This window comes from Coriobacteriia bacterium (genome assembly GCA_041658765.1).
Taxonomy (GTDB): domain Bacteria; phylum Actinomycetota; class Coriobacteriia; order Anaerosomatales; family JBAZZO01; genus JBAZZO01.
Genome location: JBAZZO010000003.1, coordinates 55,032 through 77,611, shown reverse-complemented (window position 1 = coordinate 77,611; position 22,580 = coordinate 55,032). Strand labels below are relative to the sequence as shown.

Sequence of the window (22,580 nt, the reverse complement as noted above, 5' to 3'; positions counted from 1 at the left end):
GTCCCCTCCTGGTCCCTACGCTAGCGACACGATGCGGATCCCCACGACGAACGCGTACGCCACCGCGCACAGGGCCAAGCCGACGACCACGGCCACGATGTCGCGGCGGCGGTCGTCGCGACGAGTGATCGCCATGAACGACCGCGGGAGGAACGCGATGAGTCCCGCGGTCGGGGAGACGTACAAGGCGAGTACGAGAGCGGTCGCCCTCTCGGCCATGCCGGCGATCCTTGGTAGGTCGAACGCGAGGAGGCGGCCCTTCCCGTTCTCGGGGTCCTCGATCGCGACGTCGGTCTCGAACACGAGTATCGATCCGAGGAACGCCACGGTGATGATGCCGCATGCCGCGGCGAGGTCGGCGATGCCGACGATCGAGCCGAACGTCACCGCAGTCCGGTCGAGGGTCCATGCGCCCATGGCCCAGATGAGGAGTACGATCGACAGCACGTGCAGGGTCTGGTCGAAGACGAAGACGAACAGGCCCCGCGTCCGTGTCCGGAACCTCGTCGTGATGGTGAGACGCTCGATGACCAGGTGCGCTCCCGTCACGAGGACCACGATAGGCCAGTGGGCACGCAGAGTCCCGACGAGGACGACGGCGGAACAGACCGCGATGATGACGGCATGTGTCAACAGCCCCGGGACGCCTGCCCTCTTCGCGGCGACCAGCTTCCCGGGCTGGAAGACGAAGTCTCCGAGCAGATGGCCCAGGTAGAGATCTAGGAAGAGCCCCATCGTTCCTCCGCGGCAGCCTACGTACTCCATTGTGCATGAACGCGACCTTCGAGGGTACGGCTTCCAGGTACCTGTGTAAGCGCATATGATGGCTGTCACCTCTGCGCGGGCGTCTATTGCCCCAAGTGTCGGGCATACTCTAGCGTGTAGCAGAACCGATCGGTCGGCGAGGGATGAGGGATGGGAGGCTGCGGATGGCGAACGAGATGTTCCTGTCCAAGGTGCCGCTGTTCGCCAATTGCAGCCCGCAGGAGATCGCGGCGATAACCGCGGTGGCCCAGGAGCACGTATACGCTCCCCAGCAGGTCATCGTCACGCAGGGGACACCCGGACAGGCGTTCTACCTGGTCCTGTCGGGCCGGGTCGAGATCATCCGCGACAACCGGTCGCTCGGTACGCTCGACGCCGGCAACTTCTTCGGAGATATGTCGCTTCTCGACTCGGCGCCTCGTTCGGCGACGATCCGCGCGGTCGAGCCGACCTCTTGTCTGATGCTCTCGAGCTGGGACTTCAAAGCGGTTCTCGAGCGTACGCCTTCGATAGCGATCAGGCTGCTAGAGGTGATGAGTCGACGCCTGCGGGCCGCGGACGAGCGCCTGAGCCGGCCCAACGGCTAGAACGGCGAGGAGAGCGGATGCACTCTATGGCGGGAAGTCTGTTACTCCAGTCCGTCGCGGAGCGGATCCTTGCGCGCTGGGTCGAGAGCACCGGCGGGTCGGATGTGGTCGTGGTCGACCCCGCGGTCGGCGAGGGTCGGCGGCTCGGCATCGACCTGCGCTACCGTTTCCTGGGTCGGACCGTGACCGTGAAGGTGAAGGCCGACAGCTACTTTGGTAGGGACCCCTCGAAGATCGCCGACCGTGACCTGCTCTTCTATCGGCCGGAAGAGGGAAGTTACGCGTTCGAGGCGATCTCGCATGCCGTCACGCGTGAGCCGGGCTGGATGTTCCTGTCCGAGGCCGAGGAGCTCTTCTACTACCTGTGCGCACTGTCTCAGACCGAGACCGAGGTCGCGGCGCTCATGGCCGAACCCGACGAGGTCTTCTTCTCCGAACTGCGCGTCGACCGCGACGAGCTGCGTGTCCTCCCGATGCTGCAGACACGCGACTGGTTCGAGGAGCACTTCGAGGAGTATCCTCCGAGACCGGTTCTCGTTGGCGACCATTCGGCGTGGTATCGTCTCATCCCACGCGATGACATCGAGGGATCGGTGGAGGGCATCCGCATCGTGGGTCCGGTCTTCGGCAAGATCGTCATCGACTGATGTCGGCAGGGGCCGTCGGAGATGACGGAGGAGAAGCGATACGCCCGGTGGCGTTGTCGTCGTTGACACAGCAAAACGCGATGCAGTAACATTCACGTGCCTTTGTCCCAGGCGAGCCCTTTGATACGTCCAATAACGTGCTTCTTTCATGTCGGGGGTGTGCCCGAGTGGCTAAAGGGGACGGGCTGTAAACCCGTTGGCTACGCCTACCTTGGTTCGAATCCAAGCGCCCCCACCAGCGATAAGACCTCGGGGTCGGGCTTGCCGGCCCGCCCCGGGAGGCGCCCACATAGCTCAGCAGGCAGAGCACTTCCTTGGTAAGGAAGAGGTCACCGGTTCGAGTCCGGTTGTGGGCTCCAGACAGTTCCCCGGACCGGAGGCGGACCAGGCGTCCGCGTGACCCGGCCGCACACGGCGGTGTAGCTCAGCGGCTAGAGCACGCGGTTCATACCCGCGGAGTCACTGGTTCGAATCCAGTCACCGCTACCACCGGCACGTACGCGGGACCGCCACGGCCCGCGTGGACGACGCCACGCGACCCGCGGCACCGTCATCGATATCCATAGAGGAGGAGAACCATGGCGAAGAAGAAGTTCGAGCGCACCAAGCCTCACGTGAACGTCGGCACCATCGGCCACGTGGACCACGGTAAGACCACGCTCACCGCGGCCATCACCAAGACTCTGGCGGAGAAGGGCTACGCGGACTACACGCCGTTCGACCAGATCGACAAGGCTCCCGAGGAGCGCGAGCGCGGCATCACGATCGCGATCGCCCACGTGGAGTACGAGACCGACAAGCGGCACTATGCGCACGTCGACTGCCCGGGTCACGCCGACTACATCAAGAACATGATCACGGGCGCGGCACAGATGGACGGTGCCATCCTCGTGGTGTCGGCCGCTGACGGCCCGATGCCGCAGACCCGCGAGCATATCCTGCTCGCCCGTCAGGTCGGCGTCCCCTACATCGTCGTCTACATGAACAAGATCGACATGGTCGACGACCCCGAGCTCATCGAGCTCGTCGAGATGGAAGTCCGCGAGCTGCTCTCCGAGTACGAGTTCCCCGGCGACGACACGCCGGTCATCAAGGGCTCGGCCCTCAAGGCGCTCGAGGGTGACGAAGAGGCGAAGAAGTCCATCTGGGAGCTCATGGAGGCCATCGACACCTGGATCCCGCAGCCCGAGCGTGATATCGACAAGCCGTTCCTCATGGCGATCGAGGACGTCTTCACGATCACGGGTCGCGGGACCGTGGCCACCGGCCGCGTCGAGCGCGGTGTCGTCAAGGTCGGCGACGAGGTCGAGATGGTCGGTATCCATCCCGAGACCAAGAAGACCGTCGTCACCGGTGTCGAGATGTTCCGCAAGCTGCTCGACCAGGCCCAGGCGGGCGACAACATCGGCGTTCTCCTGCGTGGAGTCGCGCGCACCGAGATCGAGCGCGGTCAGGTCCTGTGCAAGCCCGGCTCGATCACGCCGCACACGGAGTTCATGGGTCAGGTCTACGTTCTGACGAAGGAAGAGGGCGGCCGCCACACCCCGTTCTTCGACGGCTATCGTCCGCAGTTCTACTTCCGGACGACGGACGTCACCGGCATCGCTCACCTGCCCGAGGGCACCGAGATGGTCATGCCGGGCGACAACGTCGAGGTCCGCGGCGAGCTCATCGCCCCGATCGCGATGGAGGAGGGCCTCCGGTTCGCCATCCGTGAGGGTGGGCGTACGGTGGGCTCCGGCCGAGTCGTGAAGATCCTGAAGTAGAGCCTCTCGTATCCGTGCGACAGGACGGGGCCCGGCCCGCAGCCGGGTCCCGTTTCGCCGCCTTGGAGCAGCAGGGACGCGGTTTGACACTGCTGTGGGGCGGGTGTTAGATTACGCTACCGTGCCCACCCACCCGCCTTCGCGGCGTGGAGAGGGTACGCGAGGAGGCATGATGAGGACTCTCGTCACCCTGGCGTGCACCGAGTGCAAGCGCCGGAACTACACCACGAAGAAGAACAAGCAGAACAATCCCGAGCGCATAGAGTTCAAGAAGTACTGCAAGTGGTGCCGCACGCATACCGTGCACAAGGAGACGAGGTGACCGTCGCTCGATGACGGCGCGATCGGGAGAAGTAGGCCAGTAGCTCCAATCGGTAGAGCGCCGGTCTCCAAAACCGGATGTTGGGGGTTCGAGCCCCTCCTGGCCTGCCAGACGAAACCATCTCCGCGGCGCAATGGGGCCTGGTCGGCCGCCCCCGTGGTGGATGTGAGAACGGAAGGGACGACGGATGGCAAAGGCGAACAAAGCGGCCAAGCCCAACATCGTCGCGCGGGCGGGGAAGTACTTCACCGACGTGCGCGCCGAGATGAAGCGCGTCGTCTGGCCCTCCCGCACCGAGGTCTACAACTCGAGCCTGATAGTCATCTTCACGCTGATCGCGTTCATCATCTTCACCTTCGTCGTCGACCAGGCGTCGTCGTTCCTCATCATCGATACCCTCGGCCGCATCGGCAGATAGGAAGCGCCGCCCGATGGCGAAGAAGTGGTACGTAATCCATACGTATTCCGGCTACGAGAACAAGGTGAAGACGAATCTCCTTCACCGCATCGAGTCGATGAACATGTCGCACAAGATATTCGACGTGTTCATCCCGAAGGAGACGGTCACCGACCTCAAGACGGGCGGCCGAAGGGTCACGCAGGAGAAGAAGGTCTTCCCCGGCTACATCCTCGTCCAGATGGAGCTCGACGACGATTCGTGGTATGTGGTTCGCAACACCCCCGGGGTGACCGGGTTCGTCGGCGCCCAGGCGAAGCCGGTCCCGCTCTCCCGCGACGAGGTCAAGCGGATACAGGGTCGCGTCGCCGGCGTCGTCAAGCCGAAGACGTACACCGAGTTCGCGGAGGGCATGGCGGTCAAGGTGACCTCGGGACCGCTCGCCGAGTTCGACGGGACCATCTCCGAGGTCAATCCGGACCAGGGGAAGATCAAGGTCATGGTCTCCATCTTCGGTCGCGAGACGCCGGTGGAGCTCGGGTTCGACCAGGTCTCCAGGCTGTGACCGGGACTGAAAGCGTCCGATGGGCGCTCCTAGTAGGACGGAAGCGCAATGGCTAGGACTAAGAAGATCGCCGGCTACATCAAGCTCCAGATCCCGGGAGGTCAGGCGAATCCGGCCCCGCCGGTAGGTCCCGCCCTCGGTCAGCACCAGGTGAACATCATGCAGTTCTGCCAGGCGTTCAACGCCGCCACGCAGAGCCAGATGGGCACGATCATCCCCGTCGAGATCACCGTCTACGAGGACCGGTCGTTCACGTTCATCACGAAGACACCGCCCGCCGCGATCCTGCTCAAGCAGGCTGCAGGCATCGAGAGTGGATCGGCCACACCGAACAAGGACAAGGTCGCCACGGTCTCGCGGGAGCAGGTCCGCCGGATCGCGGAGACGAAGATGCCGGACCTCAACGCGAACGACATCGAGGCGGCCACCCGCATCATCGAGGGGACCGCGCGTTCGATGGGTATCACCGTCGCCGACTAGGCGGCGTGCGCGTGCGGCGCATCCGCGCCGCGCCGAACATGTGGGAGGGCCCGCCCGGCCCGATGACCACCGGAGGTTGACGACATGAAGCAGGGCAAGAAGGCCATCGCGGCCAGATCTCGCGTGGAGAAGGATCGTCTCTACACTCCCATCGAAGCCGCGCGTCTCGCCAAGGAGGTCGCTTCGGCGAAGTTCGACGAGACCGTGGAAGTCCATTTCCGCCTAGGGATCGACACACGCCAGGCGGAGCAGCAGGTCCGCGGGAGCGTCGTCCTGCCGCACGGCACGGGCAAGACGGTCCGGGTCGCGGTCTTCGCTCAGGGCGAGAAGGCCAAGGAGGCGGAGGCGGCCGGCGCGGACGTCGTCGGTGGGGACGATCTCATCGAGCGCATCTCCGGCGGATTCCTCGACTTCGACGCGACCGTGGCGACGCCGGACATGATGGCCAAGGTGGGGCGTCTCGGCAAGATCCTCGGCACGCGCGGTCTCATGCCGAACCCCAAGCTCGGGACCGTCACGATGGACGTCTCACGCGTGGTGGGCGAGCTCAAGGCGGGCAAGGTCGAGTATCGCGCGGACAAGTTCGGCATCGCCCACGTCGGGATCGGCAAGGTCTCCTTCGATGCCGCGAGCATCGTGGAGAACTACGGCGCCGTCCTCGACGAGGTGCTCCGGGCGAAGCCTTCGGTGGCGAAGGGCCGCTACATCAAGTCCATCACGCTCGCCACGACGATGGGCCCCGGCATCCCGATCGACACCGCGAAGACGCGCAACCTGCTCGACGAACCGTCCGCGTGATCGGACTTGCGCTGCCGCGCGAGTGCGGTGCATACTACGTCGCGCGCTTGACAACCGCACACGATCGCTACCGAAGACAGCCGGCGCCCTGGAACTTGAGGGCCGAAGGGGGCATAAAGGCCCCGCCTGCCGAGGTGGAGCCACCCGAGAGCCGTGACCGCGACGCTCGGACACGAGAGATCCGTGGCCTCCGCCGATCCGGCGGGGGTCACGTCGTTTCGGGGGTTCGTCCCCCGTCCGGCGCGATCCGCATCACGATCGCGTGCGCACCGGAAGGAGGGATACCGTATGCCGACCGCTCAGAAGGCGGCCCTCGTGGCCGAGATCAAGGACAAGATGACGGGCTCGTCCGCTGTCGTCATGGCCGATTACCGCGGGCTGACCGTCAAGGAGATGCAGGCCCTGCGCACGAAGCTGCGCGAGGTCGGCGGCGAGGTCTTCGTCTTCAAGAACAGTCTCACCGAGATCGCGCTCCGCGAACTGGCGTTTCCGGATCTCGGCGACCTGCTCGTCGGCCCTACGGCGTTCGTCTTCACCGACGCGGACCCCGTCGCGCCGGCGAAGGTGCTCGTGGATTTCGCGAAGGAGCACAAGGCGCTCGAGGTGAAGGGCGGCTTCATCGAGCGGGCCGTCGTCGGTGCCGAGGGCATCAAGGCCCTCGCCGCTCTCCCGTCCCGCGAGGAACTCCTCGCGAAGCTGCTCAGAACGCTCAACAATCCGGCCTCCGGGCTCGTTCGGGTACTCAACGGCCCGGCTGCGGCGTTCGCTCGCGTCGTGCGCGCGATCGCCGACCAGAAGGCCGCGTAAAGGGGACGCCTTGGGCGTCCGGAACGACGGACCGCCGCGCGCGAACCGCGTGGCCATGTGATCGGTAAGGAGACAGAGATGGCAGTCAGCAAGGAAGAGATCATCGAGGCCCTCAAGGAGATGCCCGCCCTTCAGCTCGCGGAGCTCGTCAAGGAGCTCGAAGAGGTATTCGGCGTCTCCGCGGCTGCGCCCATGGCGTTCGCCGCGGCCGGCGCGCCGGCCGAAGCCGAAGCCGAAGCCGAGGAGAAGGACAGCTTCGATGTCGTCCTCACCGCGACCGGCGACAAGAAGATCCAGGTCATCAAGGTCGTCCGCGAACTCACCAGCCTCGGGCTCAAGGAGGCGAAGGACCTCGTGGACGGTGCGCCGAAGACCGTGGTCGAGGGCGCCAACAAGGAGAAGGCCGAGGAGGCCAAGGGTAAGCTCGAGGAGGCAGGCGCCACCGTCGAGCTCAAGTAGCTCCGTTCCCGTCCGTGTCGAGCGGACGGACGCGATGATGGCCGGGGCCCGTGTGGGCTCCGGCCATCGCGTCTGTTCGAGACGGCGGGCGGTAGTGTTCCGAAAGGGTATGTAGGCGAGGGGCGGGGGGCTTCCGGAATGAAGGCGCCCGGAGGTATGTCGCGAGGACCTGTTGACCCCGGACCCATGTTTTACTACCCTGATAGTTTGCGACCCGTGTACGCCGCTCCGCCGTCATAAGGAGGAAACGCCTGGTGCGCCGCGAAGCAGGTTCCCCCGTTATCGACACTGGCCTTCGTCAGCGTCGTACCTTCGCAAAGATTCCCGAGATCCTCGAGGTACCGAACCTCATCGCGATCCAGCGAGACTCCTTCAAGTGGTTCCTCGACGAGGGTCTGAGAGAGACCTTCCAGGACATCTCTCCCATCGAGGACTTCACCGGCAACCTGGTGGTCGAGTTCGGCGAGCACTCCTTCGGCGATCCGAAGTACAGCCCCGAGGAGTGCAAAGAGAAGGACATGTCCTACCAGGCGCCGCTGTTCGTGCTCGTGAAGTTCACGAACACGGAGACCGGCGAGCTCAAGGAGCAGGAAGTCTTCATGGGAGACTTCCCTCTCATGAGCGATCGCGGCACGTTCATCATCAACGGGACGGAACGCGTCGTCGTCAGCCAGCTCGTCCGCTCGCCGGGCGTCTACTACTCCGAGGAGCGCGACAAGACCACGGACAAGGCGATCCACACGGCGAAGGTGATTCCCGCGCGCGGGGCTTGGCTCGAACTCGAGACCGATCGCCGCGACGTCGTGTCGGTCCGCATCGACCGCAAGCGCAAGCAGCCCGTCACGGTTCTCCTGAAGGCGCTGGGCGTCGCCGAGGACCGCGAGGAGTTGCTGGAGATGCTCGGCGGTTCGGAGTGCATCAAGCGCACGCTCGAGAAGGACTTCACCGAGACGCGGGAAGAAGCGCTCCTCGAGATCTACAAGCGCCTCCGCCCCGGAGAGCCGCCCACCGTCGAGAGCGCTCGCTCACTGCTCGACGGCCTGTTCTTCAACGCGCAGCGCTACGACCTGGCCAAGGTCGGCCGCTACAAGGTGAACAAGAAGCTGGGCCTCGAGCTGCCGATGGAGCAGTCGACGCTGACGAACGAGGACATACTCGCCGCGGTGCGATACCTCGTGAACCTGTGGGAAGGCACGGACGGATACGATGTCGACGACATCGACCACTTCGGGAACCGGCGCGTCCGTTCGGTGGGCGAGCTCATCCAGAACCAGTTCCGCATCGGGCTCGCCCGCATGGAGCGGGTGGTGCGCGAGCGCATGACCACGCAGGACGTCGATCAGATCACTCCGCAGAGCCTCATCAACATCCGCCCGATCGTCGCGGCCATCAAGGAGTTCTTCGGGTCGAGTCAGCTGTCGCAGTTCATGGACCAGACGAATCCCATCGCCGGTCTGACGCATAAGCGCCGGCTTTCGGCACTGGGCCCCGGTGGCCTCTCTCGCGAACGCGCCGGCTTCGAGGTTCGAGACGTGCACCCCTCGCACTACGGACGCATGTGCCCTATCGAGACCCCCGAAGGCCCGAACATCGGGCTCATCGGCTCGCTGGCGACCTTCGCCCGGATCAACCCTTACGGCTTCATCGAGACGCCCTACCGTCAGGTCGTCAAGGGCAAGGTCACGGACAAGATCGACTACCTGACCGCGGACGAAGAAGAGCGCTGCATCATCGCTCAGGCGAACGAGCCGTTCGATGCGAAGAACGGCCGTTTCGCCAACGAGCGCGTTCTCTGCCGTATCAAGGGTGGGGAGCCGGAGGAGCACCGCCCCGCGGACGTCGACTATATGGACATCTCGCCGCGGCAGATGGTCTCGGTCGCGACCGCGCTGATCCCGTTCCTCGAGCATGACGACGCGAACCGCGCGCTCATGGGCTCGAACATGCAGCGGCAGGCGGTGCCGCTCATGCGGCCGGCCGCGCCGCTCGTCGGCACGGGCATGGAGCACCGCGCGGCCGTCGACACGGGCGAGATCATCCTCGCGCGCCGCTCGGGCGTCGTCGTCGAGGTCGACAGCATGCATGTCGCAGTGCGTGCCGAGGACGGTACGCTCGACGAATACCGTCTTCCGAAGTTCCAGCGCAGCAACCAGGGGACGTGCATCAACCATCGACCTGTCGTCGAGGAAGGTCAGACCGTGACGGTCGGTCAGACGCTCGCCGATGGCCCGTCGACCGAGCTCGGTGAGCTCGCGCTCGGCCAGAACCTCCTCGTCGCGTTCATGCCTTGGGAGGGCTACAACTATGAGGACGCGATCATCCTCTCCGAGAAGGTGGTCAAGGACGATCTCCTGACCTCGATCCACATCGAGGAGTACGAGGTCGAGGCCCGGGACACGAAGCTCGGCCCCGAGGAGATAACGCGCGAGATCCCCAACGTCGGCGAGGACGTCCTCGCGAATCTCGACGAGGACGGGATCATCCGTATCGGTGCGGAGGTCTTCCCCGGCGACGTGCTCGTCGGCAAGGTCACGCCCAAGGGCGAGACCGAGCTCACGGCTGAGGAGCGTCTGCTGCGCGCCATCTTCGGAGAGAAGGCCCGCGAGGTGCGCGACACCTCGCTCAAGGTCCCGCACGGCGAGACCGGCCGCGTCATCTCCGTGCGCACGTTCTCCCGCGACGCGGGCGACGACCTGTCACCGGGTGTCAACGAACTCGTGCGCGTGTACGTCGCGCAGAAGCGCAAGATCCAAGAGGGCGACAAGCTCGCCGGACGCCATGGCAACAAGGGTGTCATCAGCAAGATCCTCCCTGTGGAGGACATGCCCTTCCTGTCGGATGGCACGCCGGTGGACATCATCCTGAACCCGCTCGGCGTCCCCTCGCGAATGAACATCGGTCAGCTTCTCGAGACCCACCTTGGCTGGGCTTCCTTTGTCGGTTGGTCAGATGACCCCAAGCAGAAGTCGCACGTCGATGGCCCCATCCCGGTCGCTTCCCCGGTCTTCGACGGCGCCCGCGAGGCCGAGATCTCCGACGTCCTCGAGGCGTCGAACCGGAACATCGCGCTCAAGTACCGTGACCGGTATGGCGACAAGGTCTTCGATTCGGTCGTTCCCCAGATCAGCCGCATGGGCAAGACGGTCCTCTACGACGGCCGCAAGGGCGAGCCGTTCCGAGAGCCGGTGACGATCGGGCAGATCTACATGCTCAAGCTGCTGCACCTTGTCGACGACAAGATCCACGCACGCTCGACAGGCCCGTACTCGCTCATCACGCAGCAGCCTCTCGGGGGCAAGGCCCAGTTCGGCGGCCAGCGCTTCGGAGAGATGGAGGTCTGGGCGCTGTACGCGTACGGCGCCGCATACGTGCTGCAGGAGATCCTCACGATCAAGTCCGACGATGTGCTCGGTCGCGTCAAAGCGTACGAGGCCATCGTCAAGGGGGAGAACATCCCCGAGCCAGGCATCCCCGAGTCGTTCAAGGTCCTCGTCAAGGAGATGCAGTCGCTCTGCCTCGACGTCGAGATCCTCGGAGAGACGGGCGAGGAGATCGAACTCAAGGAGGAGGACGAGGACATCTTCAAGACGGCCGAGGAGCTTGGTCTCGACCTCACCGGTATCGGTGACGGTATCGGCCGCGGCGCGCTCGAGAGCGAGGAGGGATCGCTCGACGATCTCGACGACCTCGAGGACCTGGATCTGCCGGATCTGGACATCACGCTCGATACCGATGAGGAAGGGCCGGCCGAGATCTAGGCCGGCCCGCCGGAGTTTGGGCGCCCGCCGTCTTGGCGGGTCGCCGAGCTGAGGAGGAAACGTTGCTCGACGTCGATGTCAACAACTTCGATAGGCTGCGCATCGGGCTTGCCAGCTCCGAGCAGATCCGGCAGTGGTCACGCGGCGAGGTGAAGAAGCCGGAGACCATCAACTACCGCACGCTGAAGCCGGAGAAGGACGGGCTCTTCTGCGAGAAGATCTTCGGTCCCACCAAGGACTGGGAGTGCTACTGCGGCAAGTACAAGCGCGTTCGCTTCAAGGGGATCATCTGCGAGCGCTGCGGCGTGGAGGTCACGCGGGCGAAGGTCCGCCGCGACCGCATGGGACACATCGAGTTGGCTGCGCCCGTGAGCCATATCTGGTACTTCAAGGGCGTTCCGAGTCGTCTCGGGTACCTGCTCGACATCGCGCCGAAGGATCTCGAGAAGGTCCTGTACTTCGCGAGCTCCATCATCACGTCGGTCAATGACGCCGACCGCGAGACCGACCTGGCGATGCTCAAGGACGAGCTCGCCTCGGACCTCGCGTCTCTCGACGCCGAGAAGGCTGAAGAGGCGTCAGCGATCGAGGGCGAGCGCGACCGCATGGTCGCGATAGCCCGTGGCGAGGTGGAGCCCGACGAGGGCGAGGCCTTCGACGACGAGGTGCCGGTCGAGGACCGCGTGAAGAAGATCGAGGCCGAGGCGAAGCGGGACATCCGCGATCTCGACGAGGAGTACGCCGAGCGTCGTGAGTTGTTCTCCGAGGCGTTCGATACCTTCCAGAAGCTCTCGGTGAAGATGCTCATCAACGACGAGACCCTCTATCGCGAGCTCAAGCTCCGTTACGGCGACTACTTCCGTGGCGGCATGGGCGCGGAAGCGGTCAAGGACCTGCTGCGCCAGATCGACCTTGATGACCTCGCCGCCGAGTTGCGCCAGCAGATCACCGACGGTAAGGGGCAGAAGCGCCAGAAGGCCGTCAAGCGGCTCAAGGTCGTCGCCGCGTTCAAGGCGAGCAAGAACAGCCCCGAGTGGATGATCCTCGACGCGATCCCCGTCATCCCGCCGGATCTTCGCCCGATGGTCCAGCTCGATGGCGGGCGCTTTGCGACCTCCGACCTGAACGACCTGTACCGGCGCGTGATCAATCGGAACAACCGCCTCAAGCGGCTTCTCGACCTCGGCGCGCCCGAGATCATCGTCAACAACGAGAAGCGCATGCTCCAGGAGGCGGTCGACGCGCTCTTCGATAACGGCCGCCGCGGACGTCCGGTGACCGGTCCCGGCAACCGTCCCCTGAAGTCGCTCTCGGACATGCTCAAGGGCAAGCAGGGCCGCTTCCGCCAGAACCTGCTCGGCAAGCGCGTCGACTACTCCGGCCGTTCCGTCATCGTCGTCGGTCCGGAGCTAAAACTCCACCAGTGCGGCCTGCCCAAGGTCATGGCTCTCGAACTCTTCAAGCCCTTCGTCATGAAGCGGCTGGTCGACCTGGACCACGCGCAGAACATCAAGAGCGCGAAGCGCATGGTCGACCGTGGCAAGAGCGTGGTGTGGGACGTGCTCGAGGAGGTCATCCGCGACCATCCGGTCATGCTCAACCGCGCTCCCACCCTGCACCGCCTCGGCATCCAGGCGTTCGAGCCCGTGCTGGTCGAGGGCAAGGCCATCCGGATCCATCCGCTGGTGTGCACTGCGTTCAACGCCGACTTCGACGGCGATCAGATGGCGGTGCATCTGCCGCTGTCCGCCGAGGCGCAGGCCGAGGCGCGCGTTCTCATGCTCTCGACGAACAACATCAAGTCGCCCGCGCACGGTCGACCGCTGACCACCCCGACGCAGGACATGGTCATCGGGCTCTTCTATCTGACCGTTCTGCGCGAAGGGGTCGTCGGGGAGGGGACCGCGTACTTCGGGTTCGACGAGGCGATACTCGCGTACGACAACCGTACCGTCGATCTGCAGGCCAAGGTCCGGGTCCGGCTGCCTCACGACATCATGGAGGAGACGGGAGACGGTGTCCCCGTGCCACGCGAAGCGGGTACGCGCATCGAGACGACGATCGGCCGCATCACCTTCAATCGCTCGCTGCCCGAGGATTACCCCTTCATCAACCACGAGGTCGACAAGAAGGGCATCTCGCGCATCGTCGAGGACTGTTCGGTCCGCTACTCGACGAACCAGATGGCGAACATCCTCGACGAGGTCAAGCGCCTCGGCTTCCACTACGCGACCCGTGCGGGCGTGACCGTTTCCGTCTACGACGCGGTGATCCCGGAGCAGAAGGGCGAGATCCTCGACGCCGCCGGCGCGCGGGTCTCCACCATCGAGGCGCAATACGACCGCGGACTCATCACGAAGGACGAGAGGCACCGCCAGATCGTCGGTGTCTGGACGCAAGCGACCGATGATGTCGGCGACGCGATGGCAGCGAACTTCGACAAGTTCAATCCCGTCTACATGATGGCCCACTCCGGAGCGCGCGGAAACATCAAGCAGATCCGCCAGCTCGCAGGTATGCGCGGTCTCATGGCGAACCCCAAAGGCGAGATCCTCGACCGGCCCATCAAGGCGAACTTCCGCGAGGGTCTGTCGGTGCTCGAGTACTTCATCTCCACCCACGGCGCCCGCAAGGGACTCGCGGACACGGCGCTTCGCACCGCCGACTCCGGATACCTGACTCGACGCCTCGTCGACGTCGCCCAGGACGTCATCGTCCGCCACGCCGATTGCGAGACCGACGAGGGCGTCGTCTTCCGGATCCTCGACGCCAAGGGCGAGAAGGTCGATCACAACCTCGTCGGGCGCTGTCTGCTCTCTCCGGCCGTCGATCCGAAGACCGGGGAGATCCTCAAGGAGGCCGGCGACTTCGTCGATTCCGACGCCGAGCTTCGTCGGTTCGCCGACCGCGGCGTGCCGACCCTCGAGCTGCGCACGGTCATGACCTGCCACGCGAAGCATGGTATCTGCCAGCGCTGCTACGGTTGGGACCTGGCGAGCAGCCGTCCCGTCGACATCGGCACGGCCGTCGGCATCATCGCGGCACAGTCGATCGGCGAGCCGGGCACGCAGCTCACGATGCGCACCTTCCACACCGGCGGCGTCGCGGGCGAGGACATCACCCACGGCCTTCCGCGCGTGACCGAGCTCTTCGAGGCCCGAAAGCCGAAGGGGCAGGCTCTTCTAGCCGAGAGCGCCGGTAAGCTTACCATCGAAGAAGGCGACAAGACCCGGAAGATCATGGTCACGGGCGCGGACGGACACGAGAAGTCCTACACGGTATCCCGCCGCTCCAGGTTGCGCCCGGGTATTGCGGACGGCGTGACCGTCGAGGTCGGCGACCAGATGACCGAAGGTTCCCTCAACCCGCATGACCTTCTCCACCTGCGCGACGACAAAGCGGTGCTCACGTACATCGTCCGCCAGGTGCAGGAAGTCTACGCGAGCCAGGGCGTCGACATCAACGACAAGCACATCGAGGTGATCGCGCGGCAGATGATGCGCAAGATCTCGGTGCTCGAGCCCGGCGACGCGGCGTTCCTTCCCGGCCAGCTCGTCGACCGGTTCGTGTACGACGAGGAGAACGAGCGCATCATCGCTGACGGTGGCGTGCCGGCGAACGGATCGAAGGTGCTGCTCGGCATCACGAAGGCGTCGCTCGCGACCGACAGCTACCTGTCTGCCGCCTCCTTCCAGGAGACGACTCGCGTACTGACCGACGCGGCGATCGCCGGCAAGGAGGACATGCTCCTCGGGCTCAAGGAGAACGTCATCATAGGCAAGCTCATCCCTGCGGCGACAGGCATGAAGCGCTATCGCGGCGTGCAGCTCACCTACAAGGGTCAGCGCGCAGAGTGGACGGCCGAAGAGGGCGGTGGGCCTCTGCCGGACTTCGCTCCGGAGGAGCTCAAGGAACTCGAGGCGCTCCTGCCAGGACCGCAGTCCGACGACAGTGCGCTCAGCGAGGAAGAGGCCGCAGCGTTCTTCGCGGACCTCGCCCTCGCCGACGCGGATCTCGACATCGACCCCTCGCTGTTCGCGGGCAAGGTGTTCGAACCTGACGAGAAGCTCTTCGTCGGCGCCGCCGGGGCAGAGGAGCCGGACGAGGACCGCTGCCTTGCCACGACCAAGGACGGGGAGCGGTGCCGTAACAAGGCGCTCTCCGGCGCACGCTACTGCCGCACCCACGTGAAGCTCGCCGAGACCGACGGCATGTGCAAGGGCAACTACGGCGACGGCCGGCAGTGCAAGAACAAGGCGCGCGAAGGCAGCGAGTACTGTGGCGTTCACGCGAAGCTAGAGGGGTCCGGCTCCTAGGAGCCGGACGGGGATCCGATCCATAGGGGCCTCCGCCGTCGACGTAGGCGGCGGAGGCCCGACGTCCGCGAGGGTGTGGGGGCGATGCGATACGCCCGGGTGCGTGGTTTGACAACCACGAGGCTGCTTCGGTATAGTCCGGCTTTGTGACTGCACTCGGTGACGTGCGCCCTGCGCGCGTGCCGTGCGAAAGTGAACGACGAGACGAGGAGAGGGTCGTGCCGACGATCAACCAGCTGGTCCGGAAGGGCCGCAAGCAGGTGGCTGAGAAGAGCAAGACGCCAGCGCTCAAGGGCAGCCCCCAGAAGCGCGGCGTCTGCACCCGCGTATATACCACGACACCGAAGAAACCGAACTCGGCTCTGCGCAAGGTAGCGCGCGTGCGCCTCTCGAACCAGATGGAGGTGACGGCGTACATCCCGGGGATCGGGCACAACCTGCAGGAGCACTCGATCGTGCTCGTCAGGGGCGGTCGCGTGAAGGACCTTCCGGGTGTGCGCTACAAGATCATCCGTGCGGCGCTCGACTGCGCCGCTGTGACGAATCGCGCGCAGGCACGGTCCCGCTATGGAGCGAAGAAGCCGAAGTAAGGACGCACGCGGCCGCGGGGAGACCGCGGAGCGACGCTCGGTAATGAAGGAGATACGCGATGCCTAGGCGCGCAGCAGCCACCAGACGTGAGGTCCAGGCGGACCCCGTGTACAACAACCGGCTCGTGACCCAGTTGATCAACAAGGTCCTCTTGGACGGGAAGCGATCGCTGGCAGAGCGCCTCGTCTACGACAGCTTCGACATCATCGAGAAGAAGACCGCCGCCGATCCTCTTGCGACGTTCAAGAAGGCGATGGACAACGTGCGGCCCACCCTCGAAGTGCGCCCGAAGCGTGTCGGTGGGGCGACGTACCAGGTTCCGGTCGAGGTGAACTCGCGCCGTTCGACGACGCTGGCCATCCGCTGGATCGTCGGGTACTCCCGCAAGCGCCGCGAGAAGACGATGGCGGAGCGTCTCGCGAACGAGATCATGGATGCCTCCGCAGGGACGGGCGCTTCCGTCAAGAAGCGCGAGGATCTATTCAAGATGGCCGAGTCCAACAGGGCTTTCAGCCACTATCGCTGGTAGACGAGGTAGCGCACCGAATGGCGAAGCGATATCCACTGGCCAAGACCCGCAACATCGGCATCATGGCCCACATCGATGCCGGTAAGACCACGACGACCGAGCGGATCCTCTTCTACACGGGGAAGACGCACAAGATCGGCGAGGTCCACGAGGGTGCGGCCACCATGGACTGGATGGTCCAGGAGCAGGAGCGCGGCATCACGATCACGTCCGCCGCGACGACGTGCTTCTGGAAGGACCACCGCATCCAGATCATAGATACGCCCGGACACGTCGACTTCACCGTCGAGGTCGAGCGCAGCCTGCGCGTCCTCGACGGCGCTGTCGCCATCTTCTGCGCGGTCGGCGGCGTCGAGCCCCAGTCCGAGACGGTGTGGCGGCAGGCCGATACGTATGGGGTCCCGAGGATCGCCTACATCAACAAGATGGATCGCACCGGCGCTGACTTCTTCAACGTGGTCTCGATGATGAAGGACCGTCTCGACACTCGCGCGGCGCTCCTGCAACTCCCGATCGGAGCCGAGGACCTCTTCATCGGCATCGTGGATCTCGTCGAGATGAACGCCATCTACTTCAACGAGGACGACAAGGGCATCAATCCGACGGTGGGCGAGATACCTGCCGAGATGTCGGACGATGCCGAGCTGCACCGTCACGAGTTGGTCGAGATCGCCACCGAGTTCGACGACTCGTTGATGGAGAAGGTGCTCGATGACGTGCCGTTCTCCGCGGACGAGCTCCGCTCGGCCCTGCGTGTCGGGACCATCGCATGCGCCGTCACCCCGGTGGTCACCGGGGCGTCGTTCAAGAACAAGGGCGTCCAGCCGTTGCTCGACGCGGTACTGGACTTCCTGCCGTCGCCCCTCGATGTACCGCCCATCAACGGTGAGGATATCAAGACCGGCGAGCAGGTCTGCCGCCCGCCGGACGAGGATGCTCCCTTTGCGGCGCTCGCGTTCAAGGTCATGACCGATCCGTACGTCGGCAAGCTGACGTACTTCCGCGTGTACTCGGGCAAACTCGATTCCGGCTCCTACGTCATCAACTCGACGAAGGGGCACAGGGAGCGCATCGGGCGTCTCCTGCAGATGCACGCCAACCACCGCGAGGACGTCGACCAGGTCTTCGCCGGCGACATCGTCGCCGCCGTCGGGCTCAAGAACACGACCACCGGCGACACGCTGTGCAGCGAGGACGCGCCGGTACTGCTCGAGTCGATGGTCTTCCCGGACCCCGTCATCGATATCGCGATCGAGCCGAAGACGAAGGCCGAGCAGGACAAGCTCGGCGTCGCTCTACAGAAGCTCGCCGAGGAGGATCCGACGTTCCGGGTCCGCACCGACACCGAGACCGGCCAGACCATCATCGCCGGGATGGGAGAACTCCACCTCGAGGTCATCGTCGATCGCCTCCTGCGGGAGTTCAAGGTCGAGGCGAACGTCGGCAAGCCGCAGGTCGCATACCGCGAGACCATCTCCAAGGCGATCGTCGAGGTCGAGAGCAAGTTCGTCCGGCAGACGGGCGGGCACGGCCAGTACGGCCATGTCGTCCTGACGCTCACGCCGCAGCAGCCGGGCGACGGCTACGTCTTCGAGAACAAGATCGTCGGCGGCGTCATCCCGCGGGAGTATATCCCCGCGGTGGACAAGGGCATCCAGGAAGCGATGACGAGTGGCGTGCTCGCCGGGTTCCCGGTCGTCGACGTCAAGGTCCAGCTGGTGGATGGTTCCTACCACGAGGTGGACTCGTCGGAGATGGCCTTCAAGATCGCCGGCTCGATGTGCGTCAAGGAGGCCATGCGCAAGGCCACGCCCGTGCTCCTGGAGCCGATGATGGCGGTCGAGGTCGTCACGCCCGAGGAGTTCATGGGCGACGTGATGGGCGACCTCTCGAGCAGGCGAGGCCACATCGAGGGCATGGAAGCGCGCGGCAACGCGCAGGTGATCCGTGCGAAGGTCCCGCTCTCGGAGATGTTCGGGTACGCGACCGACCTGCGCAGCCGCACGCAGGGCCGCGCGATCTACACGATGCAGTTCAAGGCGTACGAGCAGGTGCCCAAGAGTGTGGCCGAAGAGATAGTCGCCAAGTACCACGGGTAGTCGCCCAAGCGACGGACCCGAACCGTCGTCCCTGGCACGAACGGTACGGAGGGTAGAGAGTTGGCCAACCAGAAGATCCGCATCCGGCTCAAGGCCTACGATCATGAGGTCGTGGACCAGTCCACGAAGATGATCGTGGAGACAGCCCAGAAGACCGGCGCCCGCGTCTCGGGGCCGATCCCGCTGCCGACCGAGCGCAATCTCTACTGCGTCATCCGGTCACCGCACGTCAACAAGGACAGCCGGGAGCACTTCGAGATGAAGACGCACAAGCGGCTCATCGACATCCTGGATCCCACGCCCAAGACGGTCGACTCGCTCATGCGGCTCGACCTGCCGGCGGGCGTGGACATCGAGATCAAGCTATAGCGACGCTTCGGCGTCGCGCGGCCCGGAACCCCGGGCCGGGAGACGCGGTCCGCTGGGAGCAGCCGCGAGGAAGCGGCGGGACGAGCCCATGACCGCACGGAAGAGCGGGAGAGTCACGATGGGAACGACGATACTCGGCAGGAAGCTGGGGATGACGCAGGTGTGGAGCGAAGACGACCGTCTCATCCCAGTCACCGTCATCGAGGCCGGCCCCTGCGTCATCTCGCAGGTGAAGACGGTCAAGCGCGACGGATACACGGCCATCCAACTAGCATACGGCGACATCGATCCTCGCAAGGTGAACCGGCCCGACGCCGGGCACTTCGCGAAGGCGGGTGTCGACCCGAAGCGCTACGTCGCCGAGTTCAGGGTCGAGGGCGACGAGACCTTCAAGGCCGGGCAGGAGGTCACGGTCTCCGGTTTCGAGCCCGGGATGCAGGTACACGTCTCCGGCACGAGCAAGGGCAAGGGATTCGCCGGCGTCATGAAGCGGCACAACTTCAAGGGCGGTCCCGGCGGTCACGGCTCCCACTTCCATCGTGCTCCCGGCTCCATCGGCATGTGCGCCTCGCCGTCGCGTGTGCTCAAGGGCACCGGGCTTCCCGGACACATGGGGGCGCAGACCGTCACAGTGCGCAATCTCGAGGTCGTGAAGGTCGACCCCGAGCAGAACCTGCTCGTCATCAAGGGCGCCGTGCCTGGCGGCAAGGACTCCCTGCTCACCATCCGGCAGGCCTGAGCCCGGCCGCGCGACGCATCGAAGGAGAGAGACCAATGGCAAGCCTCGAGATACGGGACGCGAGCGGCAAGAAGGTGGGCACGGCGAAAGTCGCCGATGCCGTCTTCGCCGTCGCGCCGAACATTTTCGCGATGCACCAGGTCGTGCGCAGCCAGATGGCCGCGCGACGTTCGGGCACGCACTCGACGAAGACCCGCGGGATGGTGTCGGGAGGCGGTGCGAAGCCCTGGCGCCAGAAGGGGACCGGCCGAGCCCGGCAGGGCACGATCCGCGCCCCGCAGTGGCGCGGCGGGGGCGCCGTCTTCGGCCCGAGCCCGCGCAGCTACGCGTTCAGGGTGCCGAACAAGGTCGTCAAGCTCGCCATGCGAAGCGCGCTCTCGGCCAAGGGTTCTGAGGGCGTCCTTCACGTGGTCGAGGACTTCGGCATCGGCGATACGCCTTCCACCAAGAAGGCCGTAGCCGTCCTCAAGGCGCTCGGCATCACGGGACGCACGACCGTCGTCGTCGCCAACGACGACATCGTGACGATCAAGTCGCTTCGCAACATCGAGGGCATCCGCGTGATCACCGCTTCGGAGGCCAACACATACGACCTGGTGGACAACGTAGCGCTGCTCTTCACGAAGCCCGCGCTCGGTTGGCTCGAGGGGGTGCTGTCGTAATGCGCTACGCACACAGCGTGATCGTGCGCCCGATCGTCTCGGAGAAGTCCTACGGGCTGATCGAGCACAACCGGTACACGTTCGAGGTCGACAAGAGGGCGAAGAAGCCCGAGATCGCCTCGGCTGTCCAGGAGATCTTCAACGTCACGGTGACGAGTGTGAACACCATGAACGTGCATGGGAAGCCTCGTAGGGTCAGGACCGCGAAGGGACTCACCCGATCGTGGAAGAAGGCCGTCGTCACCTTGAAGGATGGCGACAAAATCGAGTTCTTCGAGGGCCGCTAGCAGCGGTGGGAACGGTCGGGGGCCTTCGCGCGACGACGCGATGGAGCCGCCCGGCACCGTGTTAGGTCCGGCGTCCGCGCCGCCGCGTGAACCCGCTTCTCGGCGGGGTACGCGTGTCCCAGGCGGGCGGGCCATCGGACGGAAGGAGCGAGAATGGGACTGAAGAAGTACAAGCCGACATCGCCGGGCCGCCGGTTCCAGACGGTCTCCGACTTCGCGGAGATCACGCGGAGCACGCCGGAGAAGTCGTTGCTCGAGCCGCTGCACAATCGGGGCGGCCGGAACAACAACGGGCGCATAACGACGCGTCACCAGGGCGGCGGTCACAAGCGGCGCTATCGCGTGATCGACTTCAAGCGCGACAAGGACGCCGTTCCCGCGAAGGTCGCGACGATCGAGTACGACCCCAACCGGTCGGCGCGCATCGCGCTGCTGCACTACGCCGACGGCGAGAAGCGGTACATCATCGCGCCGCAGAAGCTGTCGGTGGGAGACACCGTGATGAGCGGCGGCTCCGCCGACATCAAGCCGGGCAACGCGCTAGAGTTCGGCGACATCCCGACGGGTACCGTCGTGCACGCCATCGAGCTCCAGCCCGGCAAGGGCGCGGCGATCGCGCGCTCCGCGGGCAGCTCGGCGCAACTGATGGCGAAGGAGGGCGACTACGCGATCCTGCGCATGCCCTCCTCCGAGATGCGCCGGGTCCTGCTTCGCTGCCGTGCGACGGTCGGTGTCGTAGGCAACGCGGAGCACGAGGGCATCTCGGTCGGCAAGGCCGGGCGCAGCAGGTGGCTCGGTGTGAGGCCGACCGTGCGCGGCACGGCTATGAACCCGGTGGACCATCCGCACGGAGGCGGCGAGGGCAAGAACAAGACCGCCGGCCGTCACCCGGTCACACCGTGGGGCGTGCCGACGAAGGGTCACCGGACCCGCACCAAGGGCAAGGGCAGCGACCGCCTGATCATCCGCCGCCGCAAGAAGTAGCGGCGACGAGAGAGCGAAAGAGACGACTATGAGCAGGAGTCTTAAGAAAGGACCGTTCGTGCAGCCGAGGTTGCTCGAGCGGATCCACGCGATGAACGAGGCGGGCGAGAAGCGGGTCATCAAGACGTGGTCCCGCGCCTCGACCATCTTCCCCGAGATGGTCGGGCACACCATCGCCGTCCACGACGGGCGCAAGCACGTGCCCGTCTACGTCACCGAGTCGATGGTCGGCCACAAGCTCGGCGAGTTCGCGCCGACGCGGACGTTCCGCGGGCACGCCGCCGACAAGAAGGGCAAGAGGTAGGAACCGATGGAGACGAGAGCAGTCGCCCGCTACGTGCGGGTCAGCCCGCGCAAGGCGCGCCTTGTCGTCGATCTGGTCCGGGGCAAGTCGGCCACGGACGCAGCCGCGATACTGAAGTTCACCCCGCGCGCCGCGGCGGAGGACGTCGGGAAGGTGCTCAAGAGCGCCGTAGCGAACGCGGAGAAGAACCTGAAGATCCCCGCGGACTCGCTGTTGGTCTCGCAGGCGTTCGTCGACGAAGGTCCGACGCTGAAGCGGATGCGTCCGCGCGCGATGGGCCGCGCGTTCCGCATCAACAAGCGCACGAGCCACATCACGATCGTCGTCAAGCAGCGAGAGGAGGCGTAGG

At 65.3% G+C, this 22,580-nt stretch carries 23 protein-coding genes and 4 tRNA genes; 26 read left to right on the top strand and 1 reads right to left on the bottom strand.

What is annotated here, in order from left to right:
- Window positions 1–15 precede the first annotated feature (15 nt).
- Window positions 16–735, bottom strand: a complete 720-nt coding sequence (locus tag WC971_02945; GenBank protein MFA5843769.1) for a DUF3307 domain-containing protein — start codon at window positions 733–735, stop codon at window positions 16–18.
- Between the two features lie 194 nt (window positions 736–929).
- Here WC971_02945 and WC971_02940 point away from each other — a divergent pair, with 194 nt between their 5' ends.
- The 26 genes from WC971_02940 to rplV all read left to right on the top strand — a co-directional run bounded on the left by WC971_02940 (window position 930) and on the right by rplV (window position 22,579).
- Window positions 930–1,352 (top strand): cyclic nucleotide-binding domain-containing protein, encoded by a 423-nt coding sequence (locus tag WC971_02940; protein ID MFA5843768.1) that lies wholly within the window; start codon window positions 930–932, stop codon window positions 1,350–1,352.
- A gap of 26 nt (window positions 1,353–1,378) precedes the next feature.
- Window positions 1,379–1,999 carry a hypothetical protein gene (locus WC971_02935; GenBank protein MFA5843767.1) on the top strand — a complete coding sequence of 207 codons (621 nt, stop codon included), beginning with the start codon at window positions 1,379–1,381 and terminating at the stop codon, window positions 1,997–1,999.
- 153 nt (window positions 2,000–2,152) lie between these two features.
- A tRNA-Tyr gene (locus tag WC971_02930) sits at window positions 2,153–2,237 on the top strand.
- A 45-nt stretch (window positions 2,238–2,282) separates the two neighbouring features.
- Window positions 2,283–2,358, top strand: a tRNA-Thr gene (locus WC971_02925).
- A gap of 54 nt (window positions 2,359–2,412) precedes the next feature.
- Window positions 2,413–2,488: transfer RNA gene (locus tag WC971_02920), tRNA-Met, on the top strand.
- An 89-nt stretch (window positions 2,489–2,577) separates the two neighbouring features.
- Entirely contained in the window at window positions 2,578–3,765 is a 1,188-nt protein-coding gene (gene tuf / locus WC971_02915) for an elongation factor Tu (GenBank protein MFA5843766.1), read from the top strand.
- A 172-nt stretch (window positions 3,766–3,937) separates the two neighbouring features.
- On the top strand, window positions 3,938–4,087 hold the full coding sequence (gene rpmG, locus WC971_02910; protein MFA5843765.1) for a 50S ribosomal protein L33: 150 nt from the start codon (window positions 3,938–3,940) through the stop codon (window positions 4,085–4,087).
- Between the two features lie 33 nt (window positions 4,088–4,120).
- Window positions 4,121–4,197: transfer RNA gene (locus WC971_02905), tRNA-Trp, on the top strand.
- Window positions 4,198–4,274: 77 nt separating this feature from the next.
- The gene (gene secE, locus WC971_02900; protein MFA5843764.1) at window positions 4,275–4,505 is read left to right on the top strand and encodes a preprotein translocase subunit SecE; all 231 of its coding nucleotides are present in this window, start codon (window positions 4,275–4,277) and stop codon (window positions 4,503–4,505) included.
- A 13-nt stretch (window positions 4,506–4,518) separates the two neighbouring features.
- A complete protein-coding gene (gene nusG, locus WC971_02895) occupies window positions 4,519–5,049 on the top strand; it encodes a transcription termination/antitermination protein NusG (protein ID MFA5843763.1) in 531 nt (176 codons plus the stop codon).
- 48 nt (window positions 5,050–5,097) lie between these two features.
- Complete coding sequence (rplK, locus tag WC971_02890) at window positions 5,098–5,529, top strand: 50S ribosomal protein L11 (GenBank protein MFA5843762.1); 432 nt, start codon at window positions 5,098–5,100, stop codon at window positions 5,527–5,529.
- A gap of 84 nt (window positions 5,530–5,613) precedes the next feature.
- Window positions 5,614–6,327 carry a 50S ribosomal protein L1 gene (gene rplA, locus WC971_02885; GenBank protein ID MFA5843761.1) on the top strand — a complete coding sequence of 238 codons (714 nt, stop codon included), beginning with the start codon at window positions 5,614–5,616 and terminating at the stop codon, window positions 6,325–6,327.
- Window positions 6,328–6,615: 288 nt separating this feature from the next.
- Complete coding sequence (rplJ, locus tag WC971_02880; GenBank protein ID MFA5843760.1) at window positions 6,616–7,134, top strand: 50S ribosomal protein L10; 519 nt, start codon at window positions 6,616–6,618, stop codon at window positions 7,132–7,134.
- Window positions 7,135–7,212: 78 nt separating this feature from the next.
- Complete coding sequence (gene rplL / locus WC971_02875) at window positions 7,213–7,593, top strand: 50S ribosomal protein L7/L12 (GenBank protein ID MFA5843759.1); 381 nt, start codon at window positions 7,213–7,215, stop codon at window positions 7,591–7,593.
- Window positions 7,594–7,847: 254 nt separating this feature from the next.
- A complete protein-coding gene (locus tag WC971_02870) occupies window positions 7,848–11,351 on the top strand; it encodes a DNA-directed RNA polymerase subunit beta (GenBank protein ID MFA5843758.1) in 3,504 nt (1,167 codons plus the stop codon).
- Between the two features lie 62 nt (window positions 11,352–11,413).
- On the top strand, window positions 11,414–15,667 hold the full coding sequence (locus WC971_02865; protein MFA5843757.1) for a DNA-directed RNA polymerase subunit beta': 4,254 nt from the start codon (window positions 11,414–11,416) through the stop codon (window positions 15,665–15,667).
- Window positions 15,668–15,885: 218 nt separating this feature from the next.
- Window positions 15,886–16,257, top strand: a complete 372-nt coding sequence (rpsL, locus tag WC971_02860; GenBank protein ID MFA5843756.1) for a 30S ribosomal protein S12 — start codon at window positions 15,886–15,888, stop codon at window positions 16,255–16,257.
- A gap of 59 nt (window positions 16,258–16,316) precedes the next feature.
- The gene (rpsG, locus tag WC971_02855; protein MFA5843755.1) at window positions 16,317–16,787 is read left to right on the top strand and encodes a 30S ribosomal protein S7; all 471 of its coding nucleotides are present in this window, start codon (window positions 16,317–16,319) and stop codon (window positions 16,785–16,787) included.
- A gap of 17 nt (window positions 16,788–16,804) precedes the next feature.
- The gene (gene fusA / locus WC971_02850; GenBank protein MFA5843754.1) at window positions 16,805–18,886 is read left to right on the top strand and encodes an elongation factor G; all 2,082 of its coding nucleotides are present in this window, start codon (window positions 16,805–16,807) and stop codon (window positions 18,884–18,886) included.
- A 60-nt stretch (window positions 18,887–18,946) separates the two neighbouring features.
- A complete protein-coding gene (gene rpsJ, locus WC971_02845; GenBank protein ID MFA5843753.1) occupies window positions 18,947–19,255 on the top strand; it encodes a 30S ribosomal protein S10 in 309 nt (102 codons plus the stop codon).
- A gap of 118 nt (window positions 19,256–19,373) precedes the next feature.
- Window positions 19,374–19,994, top strand: coding sequence for a 50S ribosomal protein L3 (gene rplC / locus WC971_02840; protein MFA5843752.1), 621 nt, complete (start codon window positions 19,374–19,376; stop codon window positions 19,992–19,994).
- A gap of 35 nt (window positions 19,995–20,029) precedes the next feature.
- Complete coding sequence (gene rplD / locus WC971_02835) at window positions 20,030–20,656, top strand: 50S ribosomal protein L4 (protein MFA5843751.1); 627 nt, start codon at window positions 20,030–20,032, stop codon at window positions 20,654–20,656.
- Window positions 20,656–20,943: a 50S ribosomal protein L23 gene (gene rplW, locus WC971_02830; protein MFA5843750.1), complete on the top strand. Its 288-nt coding sequence runs from the start codon at window positions 20,656–20,658 to the stop codon at window positions 20,941–20,943. Before rplD ends, rplW begins: the two co-directional genes overlap by 1 nt.
- Before the next feature lie 153 nt (window positions 20,944–21,096).
- Window positions 21,097–21,927 carry a 50S ribosomal protein L2 gene (gene rplB / locus WC971_02825; protein MFA5843749.1) on the top strand — a complete coding sequence of 277 codons (831 nt, stop codon included), beginning with the start codon at window positions 21,097–21,099 and terminating at the stop codon, window positions 21,925–21,927.
- 28 nt (window positions 21,928–21,955) lie between these two features.
- Window positions 21,956–22,231, top strand: a complete 276-nt coding sequence (gene rpsS / locus WC971_02820; protein ID MFA5843748.1) for a 30S ribosomal protein S19 — start codon at window positions 21,956–21,958, stop codon at window positions 22,229–22,231.
- A gap of 6 nt (window positions 22,232–22,237) precedes the next feature.
- Window positions 22,238–22,579 carry a 50S ribosomal protein L22 gene (gene rplV / locus WC971_02815; GenBank protein MFA5843747.1) on the top strand — a complete coding sequence of 114 codons (342 nt, stop codon included), beginning with the start codon at window positions 22,238–22,240 and terminating at the stop codon, window positions 22,577–22,579.
- The last annotated feature ends 1 nt before the right edge of the window (window position 22,580 follow it).